The following is a 24,105-nucleotide window of genomic DNA, read 5'->3' as shown; positions in this document are numbered from 1 at the left end:
TGCCTTATAAACACAAAAAGGATGCTTTAATTGAAGCACCATAGCTCCTCTTAAAGCACCCTTGCTTTGCTTTTTTATATTTAATGAAGTTTAATAATCCTAAAAAATAAATTAAAAAGGCGCTCTTTCAGTAGAATGCTCTCCTGAAAAAGCGCCTTTGCCAGCTCTCCACCATTGGATATAATATTTTGAAATAAAATACCTCTTAACGGAATATTCCGCCAAAAGGCACCATTGCCTTAATAAACCTTCTTACATCTTTCTTTGCAATGTAGTTTAAATCAAAGATAAGTTGTTGTCAATACCCTTTTTAAAAAATTTTGTAGATAGGCCAGAGAATCGTTCACAATATTTTTTTAAGCTAAAACAGGCATTGAAAAAGGTGGGTATCCCGGTAGGAATGCCAGTTATTAGTTTGTGTTATTTTAATCAGGGTTTAAGCAAAAAGTACTAACTGGGAAGTCGGTGCCAGACCCTTTAAACATCCGTGAGCTTCCAATACTTCAATAACCGCTTTTGAAGCTTTTCCCCGGACCTTTAAATCTTCAATGGAAACAAACATTCCTTCTTCCCGGGCTTTTACAATATTTACCGCTGCTGCTTCTCCAATGCCGGGCAGCGCTACAAAAGGCGGCAAGATTCCTTCCGGAGTAATTAAAAAGCGAGTAGCATCGGATTTTTCTAAATCTACCGGCAGCATTTTTATTCCCCGGGCCAGCATTTCCAGGGCAACTTCAAGGACTGTAACTAACCCTTTTTCTTTAGCCGTTAAACTATTACCCCGTTGCTCCAATTCGTCTAGGGTTCGGACAATTTTTTCAGGTCCCGCCAGGATCACCGGTAGGTCAAAGTCATCAGCTCGCACAGTAAAGTAAGTCGCGTAAAAAGCCTCCGGGTAGTAAACTTTAAAGTAGGCAATCCTAAAAGCCATCATTACATATGCCACCGCATGGGCTTTTGGAAAGAGATATTTTATTTTTTTACAACTTCCTATAAACCAGTCAGGAACACCGTGTTCTTTCATCACTGCAATTTCTTCTTCGGAAATTCCTTTCCCTTTACGGACATTTTCCATAATTTTAAAAGCTTTCTTGGGTGGTACCCCTTTTTGCAGCAGGTAAATCATGATGTCATCCCGGGTAGAAATGGCATCGGATAATTTACAGATGCCATCTTTGATTAAATCCTGAGCATTATTAAGCCATACATCCGTTCCGTGGGAAAAGCCTGAAATTCTTACCAATTCGGCAAAACTTTTGGGCCGGGTATCTTCCAGCATCTGCCGGACAAAGCGGGTCCCAAACTCCGGAATCCCATAGGTCCCAACGGTGGTACGAATTTCTTCTGGAGTTACCCCTAAAGGTTCTGTAGAAGAAAAGATACCTAAAGTTTTCCGGTCGTCTAACCGAATGGTTCGCGGGTCAATGCCTGTTAAATCCTGCAGCATTTTTAACACGGTAGGATCGTCGTGACCCAGGATATCGAGTTTTACCAGACGACTGGAAATCGAATGGTAATCAAAGTGGGTGGTTACTACCCCAGAATTTTTATCATCCGCCGGATGCTGCAGAGGGGTAAAACGGTGAACATCGTTGTTTTTGGGGACAACCATTAGTCCACCAGGATGCTGTCCGGTAGTTCTCTTTACCCCCACAAGACCATTGGTTAACCATTTAACCCAGGCCTGCCGGGCCGGTCGTCCGGTTTCTTCAAAATACTTTTTAACAAAACCAAAAGCGGTTTTATCAGCCACCGTAGCAATTGTTCCGGCCCGGAAGACGTAATCTTTACCAAATAATTCTTCGGTATATTTATGGGCCTGGGGTTGATATTCTCCCGAAAAGTTCAAATCAATATCTGGAACTTTATCCCCTTCAAACCCCATAAAAGTTTCAAAGGGTATGTCGTGACCCTCTTTTTTTAAAAGTGTGCCGCACCGTGGGCAGTTTTTATCGGGCATATCGGCGCCACAGCCGTAACTGCCATCGGTGATAAACTCGCTAAAGTGGCAGTGAGGACATAAATAATGGGGAGGTAGCGGATTAACCTCGGTTATCCTCGTCATAGTAGCCACCAGCGATGACCCTACCGAACCCCGGGAACCTACCAGGTAACCGTCGTCCAAGGATTTTTTGACAAGTTTATGGGCAATTAAATATAAAACCGCAAAACCGTTATTGATAATAGCATCAAGCTCCCGTTTCAATCTTTTTTCCACAATCTCAGGTAAAGGATTGCCGTAAAGCTCATGGGCTTTTTGGTAAGCCATGTCATAAATCTGTTGATCCGCCCCTTCAATAATAGGTGGATAAAATTCATCGGGTATAGGTTTAATTACTTCAATTTGCTCGGCAATTTTCCGGGGGTTTTCTACTACCACTTCATAAGCCCGCTCGCTACCCAGGTAGGAAAATTCGGTCAACATTTCCTCGGTGGTTTTTAGATAAATTGGCGGTTGTAATTCGGCATCGTCATACCCCTGACCCTTTTGTAAAATCCTTCGGTAAATCTCATCTTCCGGCTCTAAAAAATGAACATCGCCAGTAGCCACCACCGGTTTATGCAAGCGCTCACCTAAGGCGAGAATTTTTCGATTTAGTTCTTCTAATTCCTGCTCACTTTTTAAGCGCTGATTTCGGATTAAAAAAGCGTTATTGGCCTTGGGCATTATTTCAAAGTAATCATAAAAACGAGCTATCTCTAAAATCCTACTTTCCGGCTGCTTTTCTAAAAGGGCGGTAAATAGTTCTCCTGCCTCACAGGCTGACCCAATTAACAAACCTTCCCGGTGGCGCATAAGTTCGCTTTTAGGTATGCGCGGATGGCGATGGTAATATTTTAAATGGGATAAAGTGATAAGCCGGTAAAGATTATAAAGCCCTTCTTGATTTTTTACTAAAATTGAAACATGGTAGGTCCTGGCCCGGTCATTAACATAATTGTAGTTTAGTTTTGCCAGTTCTTCCAAATTTTGAAGTCCACGGTCGAAAAGTTTTGGTAGAACTTTTAAAAATACTTCCGCCAAAGCATAACTATCCGCCAACGCCCGGTGATGGTTATTTAAGGGAACTTCTAAATGTTCCGTTATGGTCTTTAATTTATGGTTTTTTAACTCAGGAAATAAAATCCTGGCGATAGCTAAATTATCCACCACCGAAAATTTCCGGGTAATGCCCAGCTTTCTCAAGGCTTCCCGCAAAAAGCTGTAATCAAAGGCTGCATTATGCGCTAATAATATAGCCCCTTCGCAAAACTCTAAAAACTTTTCAATGGCCTCGTTTAGTCCTTTTCCTTCCTTTTCCAGTAAGTCATTGGTAATACCGGTAAGCTCAGATATCTTAGCAGAGATAGGTTTTTGGGGACGAACTAAAACGGAAAAAGTATCGCTAATCTTCCCTTCATAAATTTTTACCGCACCGATTTCAATAATTTCATCTTTTTGGCTAAACAACCCAGAGGTTTCCAGGTCAAAAGCTACTATGGGTGTTGATTTTAGGGATACTGGAGCAGGATTAAAAACTACCGGTAAACCATCATCCACCAGATATCCTTCAAGGCCATAAATCACTTTTATTCCATATTTAGCCGAAAGTTCTGCTGCTTCAGGAAAAGCCTGAACAACGCCATGGTCCGTTATTGCTACCGCATCATGTCCCCAGCGCTTTAAAGTTTTAAATAGTTGTTCTAAATCCACAACACTATCCATTGCACTCATTTTACTATGAAGGTGAAGTTCCACCCTTTTTATTTCCGCATTGTCCATCCGCCCGTAAGATTTCTCCAGCTCATTTAAATCATTGACAAACAACACCAATTCTCCCACAAAACGGTCAAATTGGACCTCTCCCTTAACTTTTACCTCCATACCTTCTTTAAAGAGAGCTGCTTTTTCTTCGTCTCCTTTTTTGAGGAAAAGTTTAGCGGAAATCGCATCGGTGTGGTCGGCAAGATTAAAGGTTATTAACGTTCGTTCCGATCTAAGTTTTTTTAGCTCTAAGTCAAATATCGTGCCACTAACTACCACATTTTTCTCTTCTTCGGTAAGGGTAGAGATAGGGCGCGGATCTTCCATTATAACCCTACCAAGGACAAGCTTCGTCGGTGGTAGAACTTCTATTTTTCCCAGTTCTTCTTTTTCTTCCTTATTCTCCTCGATAAGCTTTTGCACAAAATCTTCTTCTAATTCCTGCTGCCAATCCAGCGGCTCCAGGAGCTCCTCTTTAAGTTTAGGTATAAATTTATAATTTGGGGCAATTTTGCCAAGAAAACGGGATATTGTTTCTCCTATTTTTTTTTGTTTAACTGTATCCAGTAAGATTTCATTAGAAGTTTCAAAAATAATTTCGTTCCCGTCTAAAGTAAGACCGGAAAGCATTAGCTCTCCTCTAAGCCGCGGCAGTTTTTGCACCATTAAATAACGAACATCTTCTAACAGTAAGTCAGTATCAATTTCAGCTTGATTTTCTAAAGTTAAATTGATCTCAACGGTTAAATCGGGCATTTCTTCTAAAATAGCAGCCCGCAGTGCATCAAATTCCTTTAAGGAAAGATAATGGGGAGCCTTAAAAAAAAGCTCCCATTTATTCTGGGAAAGATCAACTAACACTTTATCTAAAAAGGCTTTTTGCCCTAAATTTTCTAAAATCTTCTTCAAATCTAAAGCATTTGGCTTAATCTTATCCATAAAACCTTACTCCTTTTGCACCTGAATTACACCGGGAAGATTAGAAACTTCTTCTAAAGCTTGATAAACCCGGGTCTTATCAGGACGGGAAAGCATTATCACGATTTGCACCTTGTGATCTTTCTTTTTAATGATTTCCACATTGTCAATATTTAGTCCATATTTACCAAAGGCCTGGGAAACTTTAGCCAGCTGCCCGGGGCTGTCATCCACTACCACCGTAATGGTTTCCCCAGTACGGTAAATTTCTAGATATTTTTCCACCTTGCCCAAATATAATAGGGCTATATAAACTATACCCGTGGCCACTACTGCTCCAAAGTAAAAACCCATACCAACCGCAAGACCTACTCCGCTTACCACCCAAAGACTAGCAGCAGTCGTAAGTCCCCGTATAGTTAAACCTTCCCTTAAAATGGTCCCAGCACCTAAAAAACCGATACCGCTTACCACTTGCGCTGCCAGCCTTGCGGGATCCGCATTGGTCTTGCCCGCAAAGTCGAAGTAAATTTTCTCCGATAGCAGCATAATTAATGCCGATCCGACACAAACCAAAATATGAGTGCGAAAGCCCGCTGATTTCCCAAGACTTTCGCGCTCAAGTCCAATTAACCCACCAAGGATACTGGCCAAAATTAAGCGAAGGACTATATCATACTCGCTCATCCTTTTGCTCCTCTATCCCAGTTTAATTTTATTTCCAAAGCTATTTACAATCTCCCTGTACATCTTGGCCCGAGCTAACATGCCCGGAAAGAAGCCTAGCTTTTCCTCTTTCATGACGTGGGTTAAATTTACCAGGGGGACCTCAACTACCCTGGCCCCGGTTTTTTCGGCATATAAAGTAAGAGCCACTTCCACACCATAACCAAGAGCGGTCACTTCGCGATGGTTGTTAAAAAAATTTTCCAAAAAACTTCGGGTAAAAGCCCTTTGCCCCGATAAGAAGGGGGCAACTTTCTGGGCTAAATCAGTGGACAAACGCCCTTTGCTAAAAACACCTATAGTCATGTCGGCCTCGCCTTTAATAACCGGCAAAAGCAGGTCTAAAATATGACCCGGAGTTAGATTTATGAGGTCTGCATCAAAAAAGGCAATTATCTCGCCATTAGATACTTTAAACCCCTGGTAAAGGGCAGCCCCTTTGCCTTGATTAGGGGAAAGAGAAATTACTTCTACCCCCATCCTCCGGGCAACGTTAGCAGTACCATCCCAGGAGCCGTCATCAATAACAATGATCCTGGCAATAAGAGAAAGTTTTTTCAGGGCTAAGATAACCCTACCGATATTCTTTTCCTCGTTAAAAGCTGGAATTAACACATTTATGGTCAACGCCTTTCCCCCTATAGACCTTTTAAGAGTTCTCTTAGACCTTCTACAAGATTTTCCCGGGTGAAAACTTTTTCTTCCCGGGTTTTGCGGATTTTGACTTCATAAACTCCTTCGTTAATTGTGCGCTTACCAATGGTGATCCTTAAAGGTATACCAATTAAATCCGCATCCTTAAACTTAACCCCCGGCCGCTCATCCCGGTCGTCGATGACCACTTCAAATCCTGCTTTTAATAACAACTCATAAACTTCCTCAGCTATTTTCATTTGTTGTTCATCTTTATTAGAAACCGGAACCACAATAATTTCAAAAGGAGCTATGGCTGCCGGCCAGATTATCCCATCGTCATCGTGATTTTGCTCCACCGCGGCGGCCATCGTCCGGGTAACGCCAATTCCGTAACAACCCATGATAATTGGCTTTTGCTGACCATTTTCATCTAAATAAACAGCTCCCATTTTCTTGCTGTATTTATCTTTTAGTTTAAAGATTTGTCCTACTTCAATTCCCCGGGCAAACACCAGTGGTTTTCCACATTTGGGGCACGGTTCCCCTTCTTCAATAAGCCGGATATCAGCATACTTCACTGTTGCGGGGAAATCCCGCATGGGGTTAACCCCGGTAAAGTGATAGCCCGTCTCGTTTGCTCCGGTTACGGCGTTTAAAACATGCTTTACTTCAAGGTCAGCAATTACCGGAATTTTTGCCCCTACTGGCCCCACCGAGCCGTATTCAGCTCCTAAAATCTTTTCCACTTCTTGAGGGGAGGCAAGTTCAAGGACCAGGCAGTCCACCTGATTTTTAACTTTAATTTCGTTTACTTCCCGGTCTCCGCGAACTACCGCTAAAACATAGCCATCGTCCGCCCGGAACAAGACCGATTTTAAAATTTGTTTTTTATTACACCCTAAAAATTCCGCAACTTCTTCCACAGTTTTTACTCCGGGAGTAGCAACTTTCTGTAATTCGCCTTCGCTCCCAATTTCTTCAGATACAAATTTTGCTTCCGCTTTTTCCAAGTTTGCTGCATAACCACAGTGGTCGTCGGGACAATAGGCTACTACTGCCTCACCAGAATTTGCTAATACCATAAATTCGTGGGTAGAACTTCCTCCTATTGCCCCAGCATCGGCTTCTACCGCTCGAAACTTTAAGCCACACCGGGTAAAAACATTGGTATAGGCTTCATACATTTTCCGATAGCTTATTTCTAAACCCTCTTCATCCCGGTCAAAGGAATAAAGGTCTTTCATGATAAACTCCCGTCCCCGCAATAAACCAAAACGGGGCCGTTTTTCATCCCGATATTTATTTTGAATTTGGTATAAAAGAAGGGGTAAATCTTTATATGATTTAACTTCACCCCGAACCAGATCAGTGATTATCTCCTCATGGGTCGGTCCTAAACAAAAATCCCGATCATGCCGGTCTTTTAGCTTAAAAAGCTCCGGTCCATAGACATGCCAGCGGCCAGTTTCCAGCCAAAGTTCCGCCGGTTGTAAAATCGGCAGCATTAATTCCTGCCCACCCTGCCTGTCCATTTCTTCCCGGATGATTTGCATGATTTTTTTAAGTACTCTCTGGGCTAAGGGTAAATAGGTATAGACTCCCGATGCCGATTTCCGGATAAAACCAGCCCGCAGTAAAAGTTTGTGGCTTATTACTTCTGCCTCCGCAGGATTTTCTCTTAACGTTGGCATAAAATACTGGGATAGTCTCATCGATCTTATTCCTCCTCTAACTTCCTAATTTCGGCTTTTAAAACATCTAAAATCTCTTCTTCTGCAATTTTTCTAATAACTTTGCCCTTTTTAAATAATAACGCTTCTCCTTTACCACCAGCAATCCCAAGGTCAGCTTCCCGGGCTTCTCCCGGTCCATTGACAGCACACCCCATGACCGCAATTTTAAGAGGTTTTCTTACTTTTTTCGCATATTTCTCCACTTCTCGGGCTATTTTCATGATATTTACCTGAGTCCGGCCACAGGTAGGGCAGGAAATAACCTCCGCTCCATATTCCCTTAACCCAAGGGCTTTTAAAATTTGATACCCAATCGTAACTTCTTCTACCGGATCGGCTGTAAGCGATACTCGAAGGGTATCCCCCAACCCCTCCGCTAATAAAGCTCCTATCCCCACCGCGGATTTTATAATACCAGTATTTTTAGGACCAGCTTCAGTTACACCAATATGAAAGGGGTAATCTACCTTTTGAGCTAAGAGCCGGTAAGCATCCAGCATCAGGGGAATATCAGAAGCTTTTAAAGATATTTTAATTAGGTTAAAATCCATCTCTTCTAAAATTCTTACATGGTAAAGAGCACTTTCCACCATGGCCTCGGCTGTTATACCTCCGAACTTTTCGATAAGCTTTTTTTCTAACGAACCAGCATTTACTCCAATACGAATAGGAACATTACGGTTTTTAGCTTCCCGCACGATTATCCGAACTTTTTGAGCACTTCCGATGTTTCCTGGATTTAACCTAAGGCCATGTACGCCCGCTTCCAGGGCCATTAACGCCAGTTTATAATCAAAATGAATATCGGCAATTACCGGGATTGGTGATTTTTTTACAATCTTAGCTAAAGCTTTCGCCGCTTCCTGATCCGGTACCGCAACCCTTACTATTTCACAGCCTGCCCGATGCAGTCTCTGGATTTGTCTTACGGTTTTTAACCAGTCCCGGGTGTCGGTATTGGTCATAGACTGGACGGTGATAGGAGCATCGCCTCCCACCTGAACCGGTCCAATAAAAATAGCTTTGGTTTTTCGACGTATAATTGACAATTTAACCACCTATTAATTGAATAATATCTTTATAAGTAACTATTAACATTAATAAAAGCAATAGCCCAAAACCTATTAAGTGAATAAAATTTTCCTTTTCCGGATCTACCGGCTTACCTCTAACCCCTTCGGCTAAAACAAACATAATCCGGCTTCCATCTAAGGCAGGGATGGGTAATAAGTTAAAGATTCCAAGGTTAATACTTAAAAAGGCAGCCAACTGTACCAGCGAACCAAGCCCAAACTTGGCGGCCCGGCCAATTTCCGAGACTACCCGTACCGGCCCCCCTAGCTCCATAGGCGCCTGGTGCACAATCATTTTCCCAAGGAAAACTATGATTAAGACAATTATTTTCCAGGTGTAAATGAAACCTAAATATAAACCTTCCCATAACGGTTTGCGCTCGGTTACTTGCCGGGGTACAATTCCAATCTTTCCCAGACCTTGCTCATCGGGACGGGGAGTTACCTTTAATGTTATTTCGGAATTATTCCTTAAAACTTTGATGGTAAGGGGTTTATTGGGGCTTTTACTTATTTTTTCTGACAATTGTTCCCAGGAAGTAATTTTAGTTCCTTCTACAGCTAATATTCTATCTCCCGGCTGAAATCCTGCAGCTTTTGCCGGCATATTAGGTTGCACCTGTTCAATCACCGGTATTACTTTAGGCGTACCAAAAATACTAAAAACCAAAGCTAAAAGGACTACTGCCAGCAACAGGTTCATCCCGGAGCCAGCAAATAACACCAAAGCCCTTTGCCAGACCGAGGCTTTCGTAAAACTTCCCCGGTCGTCCTCTTCTTCCTCTCCTTCTTCTAAATCCATTCCTTTCATTTTAACAAAGCCACCCAAAGGGATTAACCTTAAGCTGTACTGGGTTTCTTTTTTCCGGGTTTTAGCCAAAAGGGGACCAAAACCAATGCTAAACTCTTTAACCACTATGCCCACTTTTTTAGCCGCTAAAAAATGTCCAAGCTCGTGAATCCAAATTAAGAGAAAAAAGATTACAATTGAAGCCAATGCCGTTACCATCGGTGTCCACCACCTATAAATTGTTTTGTTATTTCCCGCGCTCGGCGGTCTGCCTCTAAAATTGTCTCTAAATCAATTTTTACCGGGGAAAAACAGTTTAATACTTTTTCTACAATTTGGGCAATTTCCAAAAACTTTATTTTCCCAGTTAAAAATGCCTCTACCGCCACTTCATTGGCCGCATTTAAAACTGTCGGGTAGATATTCCCCGCTTTTCCGGCCTGGATAGCAAGTTTTAAAGCCATAAACCTTTCATAATCTGGTTTTTCAAAAGTAAGGGTTCCAATTTCCGCCAGGCTCAGTCGGGGAAAGGTATTTTTAAGCCTCTCGGGATAGGTTAAAGCATACTGGATGGGAAGTCGCATGTCCGGAAGTCCCAATTGAGCAATTACTGAGCCATCACAATACTCCACCAGCGAATGCACAATTGACTGAGGATGAATTACCGGTTCAATTTTTTCGTAAGGAATTTGAAATAAATAGTGAGCTTCGATAATTTCTAGTCCTTTATTCATTAAAGTTGCTGAGTCTATAGTAATCTTACTTCCCATCTTCCAGCGGGGATGATTTAAGGCCTGAGAGATTGAAACGTTTTGCAGCTGTTCAACTGTATATTCCCTAAAAGGCCCTCCGGAAGCAGTTATAATAAGCTTTTCCACTTGACTTATTATTTCGCCCTTCAGGGCTTGAAAAAGAGCCGAATGTTCGCTGTCCACAGGTAAGAGGTTTTCCCCCAGGCGCATAAGGGGGGTGATAATTTCCCCCGCTGCCACCATTGTTTCTTTATTGGCTAAATAAATTACTTTTCCTGCTTTTAAAGCCTCGATAGTAGGTAGTAAACAGATCGTTCCAGGTATTGCCGTGAGAATCCCATCCACATCGGGCAGTAAAACCATGTTCACCAGTTCTTTAGAACCGTTAGTAAGGTTAATCCCATAATTTTTAAAGTCATCGTAATATTGTTTAAAACTATCTTTATCTGCTAAAAAGGCATATTTCACATTAAACTCGATACACTGTTCTAACAATAAACTCCCGTTTTTTGCCGCAGCTAAAGCAACTACGGCAAATCTTTCGGGATAAAGCTTTATTACCTCAAGAGCCTGCCGGCCAATAGAGCCGGTACTGCCTAAAATTACAATTCTCTTCATGTTTCCTCCAAAATTTATTTTTTAAAATTAATTATTTCCGCATCAATTAAAGCTTTAATTATTAAAAGTACTATGGGACCTGCGGCTATTCCCAATACTCCCATGAGTTTTAAGCCAACATACATAGAAATTAAAGTAGCCAAGGGATCCAAGCCCAGGTTTTCTGCTACCACTTTTGCCTCGACTACTTTTCGAAAAGCCGAAATTGCAAAATAAAGAATCAAGATTTCCACTGCCATCAAGTACTTTCCCTGGATTAACAATATACCAGCCCAGGGAAAAATAATTAAACTTGGACCAACAACAGGTACCAAATCAAGAAAACCAATTATCAATCCTAAAGTTATGGGATAAGATACCCCAATTATATATAAGCCTAAAATAGTAAGAATAGTTGATAATCCAATTAAAATCGCTTGAGCTTTTATGAATCTTAAAGCTGCCGCTAACGCTTCCTGGAAAACATATTCACTTTTTTTTCGATAACCTTCCGGCATTAAATTAAAAATTACTCGCCTGTACTGGGGTAAATCTTTACTAAAGAAATAAGCGGCAATTAAAGCAATTAATAAAATTATGATAAACTCCGGAACCTGGGCTAGACCTACAAAAATACTGGTAAAAAAGTTTTTCCCGGTTTCAACCATCTGGTTTAAGAACTTATCCGCATTGCCTTTTATCGAGTCCGCAAGGGTGGGGGGAAGTTTACCTAAAAAACGGTTACCCCCAGCTATCATATAATTAACCTGATTTTTTAGGCTGATCAATAACCCAGGAAGCATATCGGCCAGACGATAAAGTTCGGTAACGAGCTTAACTACAAAAGAAGAAATTACCGTTAAGAGAAGGAATAATAAAACCACCAAGGAAATTATAGCTCCTAAAGCCCGGCTTACAGAAAAGCGCTTTTCTAAATAACCAACCATAGGCTCCAGCAGCAAAGCTACAATTAAACCAATAATAAAGGGCATTAGATAAATTATTGATATCTTATATAAAAGCCAAAAACCTAAGGCCCCTGCCACAGCGCCTAAAAAGTAAAAACCATACCTTTTCCATTTATCCATACGCCACCTCTAGGAATAAAAGGTCAGAAACAAGTAATAAAAAACTGGAGCTGAGAGAAGCACTCCATCAAAACGGTCTAATACTCCCCCATGGCCAGGTAAAATTACCCCCGAATCTTTCACTTCAGCATAACGTTTAATAGCCGATTCAAGAAAATCCCCTAACTGAGCTACAAAGATGGTAATAAAAGCCAAAGGCAAAAGGGTTAGATACATTGTGGGTAAAAAATACTTGCCATAAATAATTGAAACCAACAGAGCTCCTAAAAAACCGCCAAGAGCCCCCGCAATACTTTTATTGGGGCTAAGATTAGGGGCTATTTTCCGCCGTCCATATTTTTTCCCAATAAAATAAGCAAACGTATCATTAGCCCAAATCAACAAAAAATAGTACAAAAACAACCAAAAACCCGCAGAGGTTTCTCTTATTTCATAAATAAAAATAAACAAAAAAACGTAAAGAAGACTGGTATAAGTATAAAAAAATTCCAGGATATTATGCTTGTTATATTTTATCACAAAGTAAATCCCCGTTACCGTAAGGAAAAGATAAGGCAGAGATTCAATGGGCATTAGACCGGCAAAACCAAATACCAGCAAGATATAAGCCAAAGGAGTAAAAAGCCTGATATCTTTTTGGGCAAACATGCGATTTATCTCAAAAAAACCAAAAAGAGCTAAAGCTCCAGTTAGAACTTTAAGATATAACCCCCCATAATATCCCGCAGCTAAAAATACCGGGATAGCAACAATTGCAGTTAAAATCCGGTTGGCAAGCATTCGCACTTCTCCTTAAGGATAATTTATCCCACCAAAACGTCGGTCGCGCTTTTGATAATCCCTAATTGCTTGCAAAAGGTGTTCCTCGGAAAAATCCGGCCATAAAACCTCTGTAAGCCAGATTTCACTATAGGCAATTTGCCAGAGGAGAAAATTACTTATCCTTATTTCTCCCGACGGACGAATCAAAAGGTCCGGATCCGGAAACTCCCGGGTATAAAGATAGTTAGCAAAAAACTCCTCATTTATTTGTTCAGGAGTTATTTTTCCACTCTTTACGTCATCAGCAATTTTCCGTACGGCTTCCACAATTTCCCGGCGACCACCATAATTTAACGCTAAAATTAAGTTTAACCGGTTATTTTGCCGAGTTTTTTCTATACCTTTGGCTAAAGCTAACCTCGCCGGTTCCGGAAGCTCGGCTACTTCTCCAATCACTGTTAGCCGAACACCCTCCCGGTTTAGCTCGTCTATTTCTTTTTCAATATACTCTACTAAAAGATTCATTAGAACATTTACCTCTTCTTGCGGGCGACGCCAATTTTCGGTGGAAAAGGCATATAAAGTAAGGTAAGGAACATTTAATTTAGCACATAACTTTACCACCCGCCGGACTGTTTCCACTCCTGCCCGGTGGCCAAAATATCTCGGCATACCCCGTTTTTTGGCCCACCGTCCATTGCCGTCCATAATGATTGCAATATGTTTGGGAAGTTTTGCCGGGTCAATATCATTAAAATCTACCTGCACCGTTCTTTTTTTAAAAAAATTAAAATCCATCGTTCGCCTCCGGTGGCCTTACTTTTCCGTATTTCTTTTGTTACTTCTTTAATTATAACGTAAAAAGTAGTTTCCTAAAAGATAATTCAACTTCTTCCCCAGAAATGATTAAACCCCCTCTAAAGAGGGGGTTGTATGTTAATTACTCTTCAATAATGGCACCCACCGGGCAAGCTTCGGCACAAGTTCCGCAATTCTGGCAGGCATCGGTGATTTTATAAATATCACCTTCCACGATGGCGTTATGGGGGCAGCTATCCATGCAAGTCCCACAAGCCAAGCACTCCTCGGTAATTCTATAAGCCATCGAAAGCACCTCCTTTCTCGTAACCGGTAAAACCGATTACGATTCTTCCCTCGGCTTCTCCCCTTTTTATTTGTAAAATTCGAGGGTCCCCAGTTGGATAGTACTTACCGGGCGGCGAGGTAATAACCATCTCCCACTTAAGATTAGATTGTAATATTTTCTTAAGCCCGGTTTCCAAATCAAGTCCTAAAACCTCGTTTTCCATTCTAAACACTCATAATTTCTTCTTCTTTGGATTTTAAAAGTTCATCAACGGTTTTAATAAACTTATCGGTAAGCTTTTGAACTTCGTCCTGCCCCCGCTTCCCCTCGTCTTCAGAAACCGTTTTATCTTTTTCCAGGTTTTTTATTTGGTCATTGGCCTCCCGGCGGATATTACGGATGGCAACTCTAGCCTCTTCCGCTTTTTTCTTAGCAACTTTCACCAGCTCCTGCCGGCGCTCCTGGGTAAGAGGGGGAATGGTAAGCCGAATAACACTGCCATCATTAGTGGGAGTAAGTCCCAGGTCAGACTTTAAAATTGCTTTTTCGATTGCCCCCAGGGCTCCTTTATCCCAGGGTTGAATAACCAAGAGCCTTGCTTCCGGTGCAGTAATAGTAGCTAACTGATTTACAGGCATTTGGCTTCCATAGTAATCAACAAGCACTTTTTCTAATAAAGCCGGCGTTGCCCTGCCGACCCGCATAGTTGCAAACTCTTTTTTTAACGCTTCAACGGCTTTTTGCATGTGGTCCTGGGCTTCTTTTAATACATCCTGGATCACTTGCGCTCACCCCCAACTAAGGTGCCAATATTTTCCCCTAAGATTACCCGCTTGATATTTCCCGGCACCTCTAGGTTAAAGACAATCAGCGGGATATTGTTGTCCATACAAAGGGATGTGGCTGTAGAATCCATCACTCCCAAACCACGGTTTAAAACCTCAATGTATCTAAGTTCATCAAACTTCTGAGCATTAGGGTTTTTCAAAGGGTCAGAATCATACACCCCATCGACCCTCTTAGCCATTAAAATGACATCCGCTTCAATTTCTGCTGCCCTTAAAGCGGCGGTAGTATCGGTAGAGAAGTAGGGATTACCCGTACCAGCCGCAAATATTACTACCCGCCCCTTTTCCAGGTGGCGGATAGCCCGACGCCTAATATAAGGCTCGGCAATTTGGCGCATTTCAATCGCTGTCTGTACCCTGGTATCAATTCCAAGCTTTTCTAAAGCATCCTGGAGAGCCAAGGAGTTAATAACCGTAGCTAACATTCCCATGTAGTCGGCCGTAGCTCTATCCATCCCTTTCGCACTGCCGGAAAGACCCCGCCAGATATTGCCACCACCTACTACCACGGCCACTTGTATGCCAAACTCTTTAATGATCTCGGCAATCTGTCCGGCAATAGAATTTACAATTTCCGGATCAATCCCGTACCCCTTTTCGCCAGCCAGAGCTTCACCGCTAAGCTTTAAGACAACCCGTTTATATTTAGGCGAAGGCACGCTTTTACCTCCAGTTCCTGACATTGATAATTCTACATTTATGGAAAAATTCCTGTATAAGTTTAGCCTTGTGAAAAGATTTATTTATTTATATTCATCGCAGCAGCAACTTCTGCAGCAAAATCTTCTTCTTTTTTAGCTAATCCTTCTCCCAGTTCAAAACGCACAAAACGGCGGATATTAATGTTTTCCCCAATCTTAGCAATCTTTTCGTTTAAAAGCTCCTTAATGGTTACATCGGGATTTTTAATGAAAGGCTGTTCTAACAGGCAAACTTCCTTAAAGAACTTTTCAATCCGCCCTTCAACCATCTTTTCCACCACATTAGCCGGTTTTCCTTCATTTAAAGCCTGAGCCTTTAAAATTTCCCGTTCTTTTTCAACAACATCCTGGGGTACATCTTCCCGTTTCACATATTCCGGTTTAGACGCGGCAATTTGCATAGCAATATCCCGGGCAAAAGCTTTAAACTCATCAGTTTTTGCTACAAAGTCTGTTTCACAGTTAATTTCAACTAAAACACCAATGCGGCCACCGCCATGGATATAGGCTTCTACAACCCCTTCCGAAGCAATCCGCCCGGCTTTTTTCGCTGCAGCAGCTAATCCTTTTTGCCGTAAAATTTCAATGGCTTTTTCCATATCACCCTGGGCTTCTTCTAACGCCCTTTTGCAGTCCATCATGCCAGCTCCAGTTCTCTCCCGGAGCTCTTTCACCATCTGGGATGTAATCATTTATATGTACCTCCTTTAATTTTTAATTACCACTCCATAAAAATTATGCCCTATAGGGGAAAAACTTACAACTATGTTTGGTTCATAAAAAAGGTAGGGTTTAATCCCTACCTTTTATTCCGTATATTGCTCACCCTGGCGACCCTCAATTACTGCATCCGCAATTTTGGAGGTAATTAGTTTTACCGCCCGAATAGCATCGTCGTTGCCGGGAATCACGTAATCCACTTCATCAGGATCGCAATTAGTGTCCACAATGCCTACTACCGGGATTTCCAGTTTCCGGGCCTCTGCTACAGCAATTTTTTCTTTTCTCGGGTCTACCACAAAAAGCGCATCGGGAAGCTTTTTCATTTCTTTAATACCCGCTAAAAAGCGAGTTAATTTTTCTTTTTCTTTCATAATTTCGGCAACTTCTTTTTTAGGAAGAACAGAAAAAGTTCCCTCTTGCTCCATCTTTTCAATTTCTAAAAGTCTATCCACTCTTTTTCTAATAGTTTTAAAATTGGTAAGGGTACCGCCAAGCCAACGTTGATTTACATAAAACATTCCACAACGTTCAGCTTCTTCTTTAATTGCATCCTGAGCTTGCTTTTTAGTTCCCACAAATAAGATGTTGCCGCCCTGGGCGGAAACTTCTTTAATAAAATTGTAAGCTTCTTCCAATTTTTTGGCGGTTTTTTGCAAGTCAATAATGTAAATCCCATTTCTGTCGGTAAAAATATACTCCGCCATTTTGGGGTTCCAGCGCCGGGTTTGATGGCCAAAGTGAACCCCTGCTTCTAAAAGTTGCTTCATGGAAATAACAGCCATTTAAAATCCTCCTTTTGGTTTTGTCCTCCACCCGGTTCATTCCCGCTAAAGACCAGTACTGGCACCCTTTAGCCGGTCACCGGGAGTGCGTTTTTGACACCGTTTAAGATTTTACCACAAAAACAGACTCCCCGCAAGTTAATCGTTTAATTTTTCTAATTCCTCGAAAAGATGGTCGTTTAGAACTTTAATGTAAGTTCCTTTCATCCCTAGAGACTTGGACTCAATAACTCCTGCACTTTCAAATTTCCTTAAAGCATTGACAATCACCGAACGGGTAATCCCAACCCGGTCAGCTATTTTGCTGGCAACTAAAAGCCCTTCATCCCCTTCCAGTTCCTCAAAAATATGTTTTATGGCATCTAACTCCGAATAGGAAAGAGTAGCAAGGGCAATTTGTACTGCCGCTTTTTTCCTGGCTTCTTCTTCAACTCTTTCCGCCTGGGCCCGCAGGATTTCCATACCAATCACCGTTGCCCCGTATTCTGCCAGCACTAAATCGCCATCAGTAAATGACTCATCAAACTTGGCTAATACTAAAGTTCCAAGCCGGGCACCTCCCCCAACGATGGGGACCACAGTCATTACCTTATTGCTCGAAACACAAGTAACATCCTGGAAAAAAACACAGGCATTGGCTTTTTGGCAGAAGTTAGCATGGGTTTCGGTAATTTTTAAAAGAAAGTTTTCGTTATAATCTTCAGGAAAACGTTCGGTTTCTTCCACCATTTGGAGCATAATATCACAGGTAAAGTTTTTAATGAAAGCATGGCCTAAGATTTTCCCTTTACGACTGACAATATAAACGTTGCAGTTGATATTTTCGGAAAGTACTTCTGCAATTTCCTCAAAATCTACCGGATTCCCAGCTGCCTTCTGCAAGATACGGTTGATGCTTCGTGTTTTTTCTAAAAGCGTCCTCATTTGATTTCCTCCTTAACAAGATATTTTTATAAAATATATTTGGACAAATCAGTATCGTGAACTATTTCACTTAGCTTGTCCCGAACAAATTTTTTGTCAATGATAATTGTTTGGCCCCACATTTCCGGTGCATTAAACGACAAATCTTCTAGTACTTTTTCTAAAATCGTGATAAGACGCCTTGCACCAATGTTTTCATTTCGTTCGTTAACAGTATAAGCCATTTTTGCAATTTCTTCAAGTGAATCTTCTGTAAATTTAAGATTAACACCTTCCGTTGCCAATAACTCAATATACTGTTTGGTTAGAGCATTTTCCGGAACGGTAAGGATTTTCTTAAAATCTTCAGCGGTTAGGCTTTCTAATTCCACGCGAATAGGAAAACGTCCCTGAAGTTCCGGGATTAAATCCGATGGCTTACTCATATGAAAAGCCCCGGCGGCAATAAATAATATATGGTCAGTTTTTACCGGACCGTATTTGGTTAAAACTGTTGAACCTTCCACAATGGGAAGGATATCCCGCTGCACTCCTCCCCGGGAAACATCAGGGCCTTGACCATTACCCTGGGAAGCTATTTTGTCAATTTCATCCAAGAAAACAATACCATCTTCTTCCGCCCGTTTAATCGCTTCCCGCTGAACTTCATCCATGTCAATTAATTTCTGTGCCTCCTGCTGGGTCAAGATTCTTAGTGCTTCTTTAACAGTAACCTTTCTTTTTTTGCGTCGGGGAGGAATTAGCCCGCCTAAAAGATCCTGAAAATTTAACCCCATTTCTTCCATGCCCCCAACACCGAAAACCTCAACCATGGGGGTTTTTTGTTCTTCCACCTCGATTTCAACCACTTCATTATCCAAAAAACCTTTTTTTATTTTATCCTGCAGTTCCCGCCGCCGATATTGTAAATCCTCATAAGCCGGATCTGCTTTAACGTTTTCTTCCCGGCTGCCGCTAAAGAACATTTCGAAAGGATTTTTAAAATTTTCTTTTTTGGGATTGGGAATCATTATTTCAGAAAGCCTTTCCACCGCCAGGGAAAAAGCTTTATCTTCCACAGTTTTAATTTTTTCTTCCCGGACCATCCGAAGCGATGTCTCAACCAAATCCCGGATCATACCTTCTACATCCCGACCCACATAACCCACTTCGGTAAATTTGGTTGCTTCTACTTTGACAAAGGGAGCATTAATTAATTTGGCAAGCCTTCGGGCAATTTCCGTTTTACCCACTCCTGTAGGTCCTATCATCAAAATATTTTTAGGTATTATTTCTTCCTTTAAATGGGGTGGCAAAAGTTTCCGGCGGTAGCGATTTCTTAAAGCAACAGCAACAGCTTTTTTGGCAGCTTCCTGGCCAATAATATATTTATCAAGATATTCTACAATTTGCCGGGGCGTTAAGTTATCCAATTTACACACCTCCCAGGGTTTCCACAGTAATAAAATCATTGGTGTAAACACAGATTTCCTGAGCAATTTTCAGGCTTTCTTCCACAATCTCCCGGGCCGAAAGATTGGTATGCTTAATTAAGGCCCGGGCCGCAGCTAAGGCATAATTGCCCCCTGACCCAATGGCTAAAACACCGTCATCCGGTTCAATTACCTCGCCGGTGCCAGAAATTAATAATATCCGTTCGCTATCCGCAACTAAAAGCATTGCTTCAAGACGCCGTAAAAACTTATCGGTCCGCCATGCTTTCACCAATTCTACCGCAGCTCTTAGAAGATTACCCTGACTTTCCTCAAGTTTTTTTTCAAATAAATCAAATAAGGTAAAAGCATCGGCCACAGCCCCTGCAAACCCAGCCAATACTTTACCGCGATATAATTTTCTTATTTTATTAGCCCGCCGCTTAATAACGGTCTGCTGCCCAAAAGTTACCTGACCATCACCACCGATAGCCACTTCCGGACCTTTTTTAACCGCTATAATAGTGGTCCCTTCAAACATCATTTTTTCTCCTCCCTGCTTCTTGGATGGGCTTGTATGTAAACCTCCCTTAGTTGTTCTTTACTAAGGTGAGTATAAATTTCGGTAGTGGACAAGCGCTTATGCCCCAGTAATTCCTGTACGGAGCGAATATCCGCTCCTCCCTCTAAAAGATGGGTTGCGTAACTATGCCGAAAGGTATGGGGAGTAATCTTTCGATTAATGCCGGCTTTTTTAACTATTTTGGCGATTATTAAACGAACCCCTCGCGGGGTAATTCCACCCCCTCGTTGGTTTAAAAAGAGTTGTTCCGACTTTGGTCCAAGGGCTGGTCTACTTACTTCCAAGTATAACTTTAAGGCATTTAAAGCATAACTTCCTAAGGGTATAATTCTTTGGCGTCGCCCTTTTCCCGTCACCCTTACATAACCCTGAGCTAAATCTACATCTCCCAACTTTAAACCAACAATTTCGCCAATCCTGAGCCCGGCTCCGTAAAAAAGTTCTAGAAGAGCTTTGTTGCGTATTTCTATGGGCGTAAATTGCTTTTGACTTTCAATTATTTTTAAAGCTTCCTCCACCGTTAGCACTTCCGGTAAAGTTTTAGGGATTTTGGGAAGTTCTAGGTTTAGGGAGGGGTTTTCTTTTATGAAACCACTTTTTTTTAAAAAGCGGTAAAAGGATCTAAGGGCAACCATTTTCCGGGCGACGGTCCGTCGGCTTAGCTTTTTCTTTAAGAGATACACCAAAAATTTTTTAAGTTCTAATTCACCTACCATTGTAAGACTTTTTTCACCTTGTAAAAACTCCCAAAATTCACTAATATCCTTTTGGTAAGCGGCAATTGTATGGGGCGAATAATTTCTTTCCAATAAAAGATAGTTTAAAAAGGCTTTGAGCTCCTCAGGCATTGGAATTTAGCCACCTTTTTAAATCAGTTAAACTTCTTTGGGCTAAAAGTTTGTACCTTTCCTTTTTATTTTTTATCTTTTGGTCTAAAGGTTTTACCAAGCCAAAATTTATCCCCATTGGTTGAAAATTCTCTTTTGAAGCTGTGTTTAAATAGCGGATAAGTCCACCTATTATTGTGGTTTCCGGTAGAGGCAAAGGCATTTTAGCCAACATCCCCGCTGCAGCAATTCCGGCCCAAGCTCCAGTAGCTATCGCGGCCACGTAACCTTCACCACCGGTAATTTGTCCGGCAAAAAACAACCGGGGATATTTTTTTAAACTCAAGTAGGGAGTTAAAACAGCAGGAGAATTAATATAAGTGTTTTTATGCATGACCCCATAGCGAATAAATTCTGCCTGCTCTAATCCTGGTATCATCCGAAAGACTCGGTTTTGTTCACTCCAGGTAAGATTTGTTTGAAACCCTACTAAGTTATAATAGTCGCCAGCCAAGTTTTCCCGGCGTAATTGTACCACTGCATACGGTTCTTTTCCAGTCCTGGGGTCAATTATCCCCTTAGGTTTAAGGGGACCATACCTCAAGGTATCCTTTCCTCTCTGGGCAATAATTTCAATGGGAAGACAGCCTTCAAAATATATCCCCTTTTCAAAGGGCTTTAAAGGATGACGTTCGGCAGAAATTAAAGCTTCATAAAACTTATTATACTCCTCTTCATTCATAGGTGCATTTAGATAATCTTGATCCTGCTGGTAGCGACCGGCAAAAAACAGTTTATCCATATTTAAACTTTCCCCGGAAACAATAGGTGCCGCGGCATCAAAAAAGTACAAGTAGTCGCTTTCAAGATATTTTTTAAGATTTTCCGCTAAAGCTGGCGAAGTTAATGGACCTGAAGCGATAATGGTAACTTTTTGCGGATTTATATCGATAACCTCTTCCCGTACCACTTCCACCAGAGGGTGCTGGGATAATCTTAAGGTTACCTCTTCGGCAAAGGTATTGCGGTCTACCGCCAAGGCATTTCCCGCTGGAACCCGGTTTCTATCGGCTGCTTTTATTACAATACTGTCAAGAATCCTAAGCTCTTCTTTTAACAGCCCCGAAGCATTATCTAAATTTATTCCCCCTAAAGAATTGCTGCACACCAGTTCCGAAAAGAAGGGAGTATGATGGGCCGGGGTAAACTTTAAGGGTCGCATCTCAAATAACCGGACTTTAATACCCCTTTTCGCTAACTGCCAGGCCGCTTCAGAACCCGCAAGTCCTGCTCCTACAACATCAACTTCCATCATCCTTTTTCCTCCAACGGCTCAGTATGCTTACATTCCGGATTAGTGCACAAAAGATAAGGTGCTTTTTTCTTGGGTCTTTTTTCCACCATAATACTCTGACAGTTGGGGCATTTTTTACTACTTGGAAGGTCCCAGCTTACAAAGTCACAGGTTGGGTAGTTGGAGCAACCATAAAAGGTACGACCCTTTTTTGATTTCTTTACCACAATTTCGCCACCACATTTGGGACAAGTTGCCCCAGTCTTTTGCACAAAAGGCTTTATATATTTACATTCGGGATAGCCCGGACAGGCCAGAAATTTTCCAAAGCGGCTAGTTCTAACTACTAAATTTCTTCCACAATTTGGACATTTTTCCTCACTTTCTTCAACAGGAATTACGACTTTTTCTATTTTTTCATAGGATTGTTTTAACGTCTCGTTAAACGGTTCATAAAAACTTTTTAAAACTTCAATCCAGTTAGTTTCTCCTTCTTCTATTTGGTCAAGTTTTTCTTCCATATCGGCAGTAAATTCCACATCAATTATGTCTGGAAAATGTTCCTTTAATAAATCTACCACAATCCGACCAAGTTCGGTTGGCTTTAGCTGCTTTTTTTCCTTTTCGACATATCCTCGTTTTACAATGGTATCTAATATTGGAGCGTAAGTGCTTGGCCTACCAATTCCCTTTTCCTCCAGCGCTTTAATTAAGGTGGCCTCCGTATACCGGGGGGGTGGTTCGGTAAAATGCTGTTTTGGTTCAAGTTTTAGTAATTTTAAACTCTGCCCCTCGAAAAGGGATGGAAGTTTTTCCTTTCCTTCCCCTTCTTCCTCTTCTACTTGATAGATTTTAGTAAAGCCCGGAAATTTTAAAACCGAGCCCGTTGCTTTAAATAAATAATCTCCAGCAGAAATATCAACCGTTGTTACATCATACTGGACATCGCTCATTTGACTGGCAAGAAAGCGCTCCCAAATTAGCTTATAAAGTTTATACTGATCCAAAGACAAATACTGCTTTATTTTCTCCGGATCCTTTTCAATGTCCGTTGGCCGGATGGCTTCATGGGCATCTTGAATTTTTCCCTTAGGTGTTTTAGTTTTTTTATTTGTTCCGACATATTCTTCGCCAAAAAACTTTTTAATATATTCCTGGGTTTTAGCTTTTGCCTCAAGGGAAACCCGGGTAGAATCGGTTCTTAAGTAAGTGATTAAACCGGTTAAACCATACTCACCTATTTCCAGACCTTCATAAAGAGCCTGGGCTATTTGCATAGTTTTTTTGGCCGAAAAGTTAAGCCTTTTGGATGCTTCCTGTTGCAAAGTACTGGTAGTAAAAGGTTCAGGGGCGGATTTTCGGGTAAGTTTTTTAGTAATTTTTACCACATGGTATTCCTGGTTGGAAAGCTCTCCTAAAACCCGTTCCATTTCTTCCCGGGTTTTAATTTCCATTTTCCGGTTTTGGTATTTAGAAAGCTTTGCGGTGAATTTCTTTTCCTCGGCTTCAAAGTGAGCAGTTAAACTCCAGTATTCTTCCGGGATGAACTTTTCAATTTCCTCTTCCCGCTCACAAATAAGCCGTACCGCCACCGACTGCACCCGGCCGGCAGAAAGTCCTTTTTTAACTTTCCGCCATAAAAGAGGGCTTAATTTATAACCTACAATCCGGTCCAATATGCGCCGGGCTTGCTGAGCATTAACCCGGTTATAGTCAATGCCCCGGGGATTGGCTATCGCTTGTAAAACTGCGTCTTTAGTAATTTCATTAAACTCTATTCTAATGTCACCTTTATCTTCTAAATCCAGTACTTCTTTTACATGCCAGGCTATTGCTTCCCCTTCCCGGTCCGGGTCCGAAGCAATATAAACTTTTGAAGCTTTAGACGCTTCTTCTTTTAATTCTTTTATTAACTGTTTTTTGCCCCTAATGATTTCATAGCTTGGGGCAAAATCTTTCTCAATATTTACTCCAAACCGATAGGTTGGAAGATCTCGAATATGGCCCATCGATGCTTTTACTACATATTCTTTGCCCAAAAACTTGCTGAGAGTTTTTGCTTTTGCAGGTGATTCAACTATCACTAGCTTTTTCAAATTATGAT

The 24,105-nt window shown here is 41.4% G+C and carries 22 protein-coding genes; all 22 read right to left on the bottom strand.

Going from position 1 to position 24,105, the window contains the following annotated elements; all coding sequences use genetic code 11:
• Positions 1 to 436 precede the first annotated feature (436 nt).
• On the bottom strand, positions 437 to 4,684 hold the full coding sequence (locus tag cpu_RS10210) for a PolC-type DNA polymerase III (protein WP_075859890.1): 4,248 nt from the start codon (positions 4,682 to 4,684) through the stop codon (positions 437 to 439).
• Between the two features lie 6 nt (positions 4,685 to 4,690).
• On the bottom strand, positions 4,691 to 5,350 hold the full coding sequence (locus cpu_RS10205) for an MgtC/SapB family protein (RefSeq protein WP_075859889.1): 660 nt from the start codon (positions 5,348 to 5,350) through the stop codon (positions 4,691 to 4,693).
• A 12-nt stretch (positions 5,351 to 5,362) separates the two neighbouring features.
• On the bottom strand, positions 5,363 to 6,016 hold the full coding sequence (locus tag cpu_RS10200; RefSeq protein ID WP_075859888.1) for a glycosyltransferase family 2 protein: 654 nt from the start codon (positions 6,014 to 6,016) through the stop codon (positions 5,363 to 5,365).
• Between the two features lie 11 nt (positions 6,017 to 6,027).
• On the bottom strand, positions 6,028 to 7,737 hold the full coding sequence (locus cpu_RS10195) for a proline--tRNA ligase (RefSeq protein ID WP_075859887.1): 1,710 nt from the start codon (positions 7,735 to 7,737) through the stop codon (positions 6,028 to 6,030).
• A 5-nt stretch (positions 7,738 to 7,742) separates the two neighbouring features.
• Positions 7,743 to 8,798 (bottom strand): flavodoxin-dependent (E)-4-hydroxy-3-methylbut-2-enyl-diphosphate synthase, encoded by a 1,056-nt coding sequence (gene ispG, locus cpu_RS10190; RefSeq protein ID WP_200800685.1) that lies wholly within the window; start codon positions 8,796 to 8,798, stop codon positions 7,743 to 7,745.
• A 10-nt stretch (positions 8,799 to 8,808) separates the two neighbouring features.
• Positions 8,809 to 9,840 (bottom strand): RIP metalloprotease RseP, encoded by a 1,032-nt coding sequence (gene rseP, locus cpu_RS10185; protein ID WP_075859886.1) that lies wholly within the window; start codon positions 9,838 to 9,840, stop codon positions 8,809 to 8,811.
• Positions 9,834 to 10,991, bottom strand: a complete 1,158-nt coding sequence (locus cpu_RS10180) for a 1-deoxy-D-xylulose-5-phosphate reductoisomerase (protein ID WP_075859885.1) — start codon at positions 10,989 to 10,991, stop codon at positions 9,834 to 9,836. Before cpu_RS10180 ends, rseP begins: the two co-directional genes overlap by 7 nt.
• 14 nt (positions 10,992 to 11,005) lie before the next feature.
• The gene (ytvI, locus tag cpu_RS10175; protein WP_075859884.1) at positions 11,006 to 12,058 is read right to left on the bottom strand and encodes a sporulation integral membrane protein YtvI; all 1,053 of its coding nucleotides are present in this window, start codon (positions 12,056 to 12,058) and stop codon (positions 11,006 to 11,008) included.
• 9 nt (positions 12,059 to 12,067) lie between these two features.
• A complete protein-coding gene (locus cpu_RS10170) occupies positions 12,068 to 12,838 on the bottom strand; it encodes a phosphatidate cytidylyltransferase (protein ID WP_075859883.1) in 771 nt (256 codons plus the stop codon).
• A gap of 12 nt (positions 12,839 to 12,850) precedes the next feature.
• On the bottom strand, positions 12,851 to 13,618 hold the full coding sequence (gene uppS / locus cpu_RS10165) for an undecaprenyl pyrophosphate synthase (protein ID WP_075859882.1): 768 nt from the start codon (positions 13,616 to 13,618) through the stop codon (positions 12,851 to 12,853).
• Between the two features lie 142 nt (positions 13,619 to 13,760).
• Positions 13,761 to 13,925 (bottom strand): 4Fe-4S binding protein, encoded by a 165-nt coding sequence (locus cpu_RS10160; protein WP_075859881.1) that lies wholly within the window; start codon positions 13,923 to 13,925, stop codon positions 13,761 to 13,763.
• A complete protein-coding gene (locus cpu_RS10155; RefSeq protein WP_075859880.1) occupies positions 13,915 to 14,130 on the bottom strand; it encodes a hypothetical protein in 216 nt (71 codons plus the stop codon). The genes cpu_RS10160 and cpu_RS10155 overlap by 11 nt, the downstream gene beginning before the upstream one ends.
• 1 nt (position 14,131) lies before the next feature.
• Positions 14,132 to 14,686, bottom strand: a complete 555-nt coding sequence (gene frr / locus cpu_RS10150) for a ribosome recycling factor (protein WP_200800684.1) — start codon at positions 14,684 to 14,686, stop codon at positions 14,132 to 14,134.
• Positions 14,686 to 15,414, bottom strand: coding sequence for a UMP kinase (gene pyrH, locus cpu_RS10145; protein WP_075859878.1), 729 nt, complete (start codon positions 15,412 to 15,414; stop codon positions 14,686 to 14,688). The genes frr and pyrH overlap by 1 nt, the downstream gene beginning before the upstream one ends.
• 80 nt (positions 15,415 to 15,494) lie before the next feature.
• The gene (gene tsf, locus cpu_RS10140) at positions 15,495 to 16,148 is read right to left on the bottom strand and encodes a translation elongation factor Ts (protein WP_075859877.1); all 654 of its coding nucleotides are present in this window, start codon (positions 16,146 to 16,148) and stop codon (positions 15,495 to 15,497) included.
• Between the two features lie 114 nt (positions 16,149 to 16,262).
• The gene (gene rpsB, locus cpu_RS10135; RefSeq protein ID WP_075859876.1) at positions 16,263 to 16,961 is read right to left on the bottom strand and encodes a 30S ribosomal protein S2; all 699 of its coding nucleotides are present in this window, start codon (positions 16,959 to 16,961) and stop codon (positions 16,263 to 16,265) included.
• A 138-nt stretch (positions 16,962 to 17,099) separates the two neighbouring features.
• Positions 17,100 to 17,885: a GTP-sensing pleiotropic transcriptional regulator CodY gene (gene codY / locus cpu_RS10130; RefSeq protein WP_075859875.1), complete on the bottom strand. Its 786-nt coding sequence runs from the start codon at positions 17,883 to 17,885 to the stop codon at positions 17,100 to 17,102.
• 26 nt (positions 17,886 to 17,911) lie between these two features.
• Positions 17,912 to 19,297 carry an ATP-dependent protease ATPase subunit HslU gene (gene hslU, locus cpu_RS10125; protein WP_075859874.1) on the bottom strand — a complete coding sequence of 462 codons (1,386 nt, stop codon included), beginning with the start codon at positions 19,295 to 19,297 and terminating at the stop codon, positions 17,912 to 17,914.
• A 1-nt stretch (position 19,298) separates the two neighbouring features.
• Entirely contained in the window at positions 19,299 to 19,838 is a 540-nt protein-coding gene (gene hslV / locus cpu_RS10120) for an ATP-dependent protease subunit HslV (RefSeq protein WP_075860181.1), read from the bottom strand.
• Positions 19,838 to 20,728, bottom strand: a complete 891-nt coding sequence (xerC, locus tag cpu_RS10115; RefSeq protein WP_075859873.1) for a tyrosine recombinase XerC — start codon at positions 20,726 to 20,728, stop codon at positions 19,838 to 19,840. The genes hslV and xerC overlap by 1 nt, the downstream gene beginning before the upstream one ends.
• Complete coding sequence (gene trmFO, locus cpu_RS10110) at positions 20,721 to 22,022, bottom strand: methylenetetrahydrofolate--tRNA-(uracil(54)-C(5))-methyltransferase (FADH(2)-oxidizing) TrmFO (RefSeq protein ID WP_075859872.1); 1,302 nt, start codon at positions 22,020 to 22,022, stop codon at positions 20,721 to 20,723. Before trmFO ends, xerC begins: the two co-directional genes overlap by 8 nt.
• Positions 22,019 to 24,097, bottom strand: a complete 2,079-nt coding sequence (gene topA, locus cpu_RS10105) for a type I DNA topoisomerase (RefSeq protein WP_075859871.1) — start codon at positions 24,095 to 24,097, stop codon at positions 22,019 to 22,021. The genes trmFO and topA overlap by 4 nt, the downstream gene beginning before the upstream one ends.
• Between the last annotated feature and the right edge of the window lie 8 nt (positions 24,098 to 24,105).

Source organism: Carboxydothermus pertinax, assembly GCF_001950255.1.
GTDB classification, from domain to species: Bacteria; Bacillota; Z-2901; order Carboxydothermales; family Carboxydothermaceae; genus Carboxydothermus; species Carboxydothermus pertinax.
Note: the sequence above shows the minus strand (reverse complement) of the source record. Positions and strands in the feature narration are given on the sequence as shown.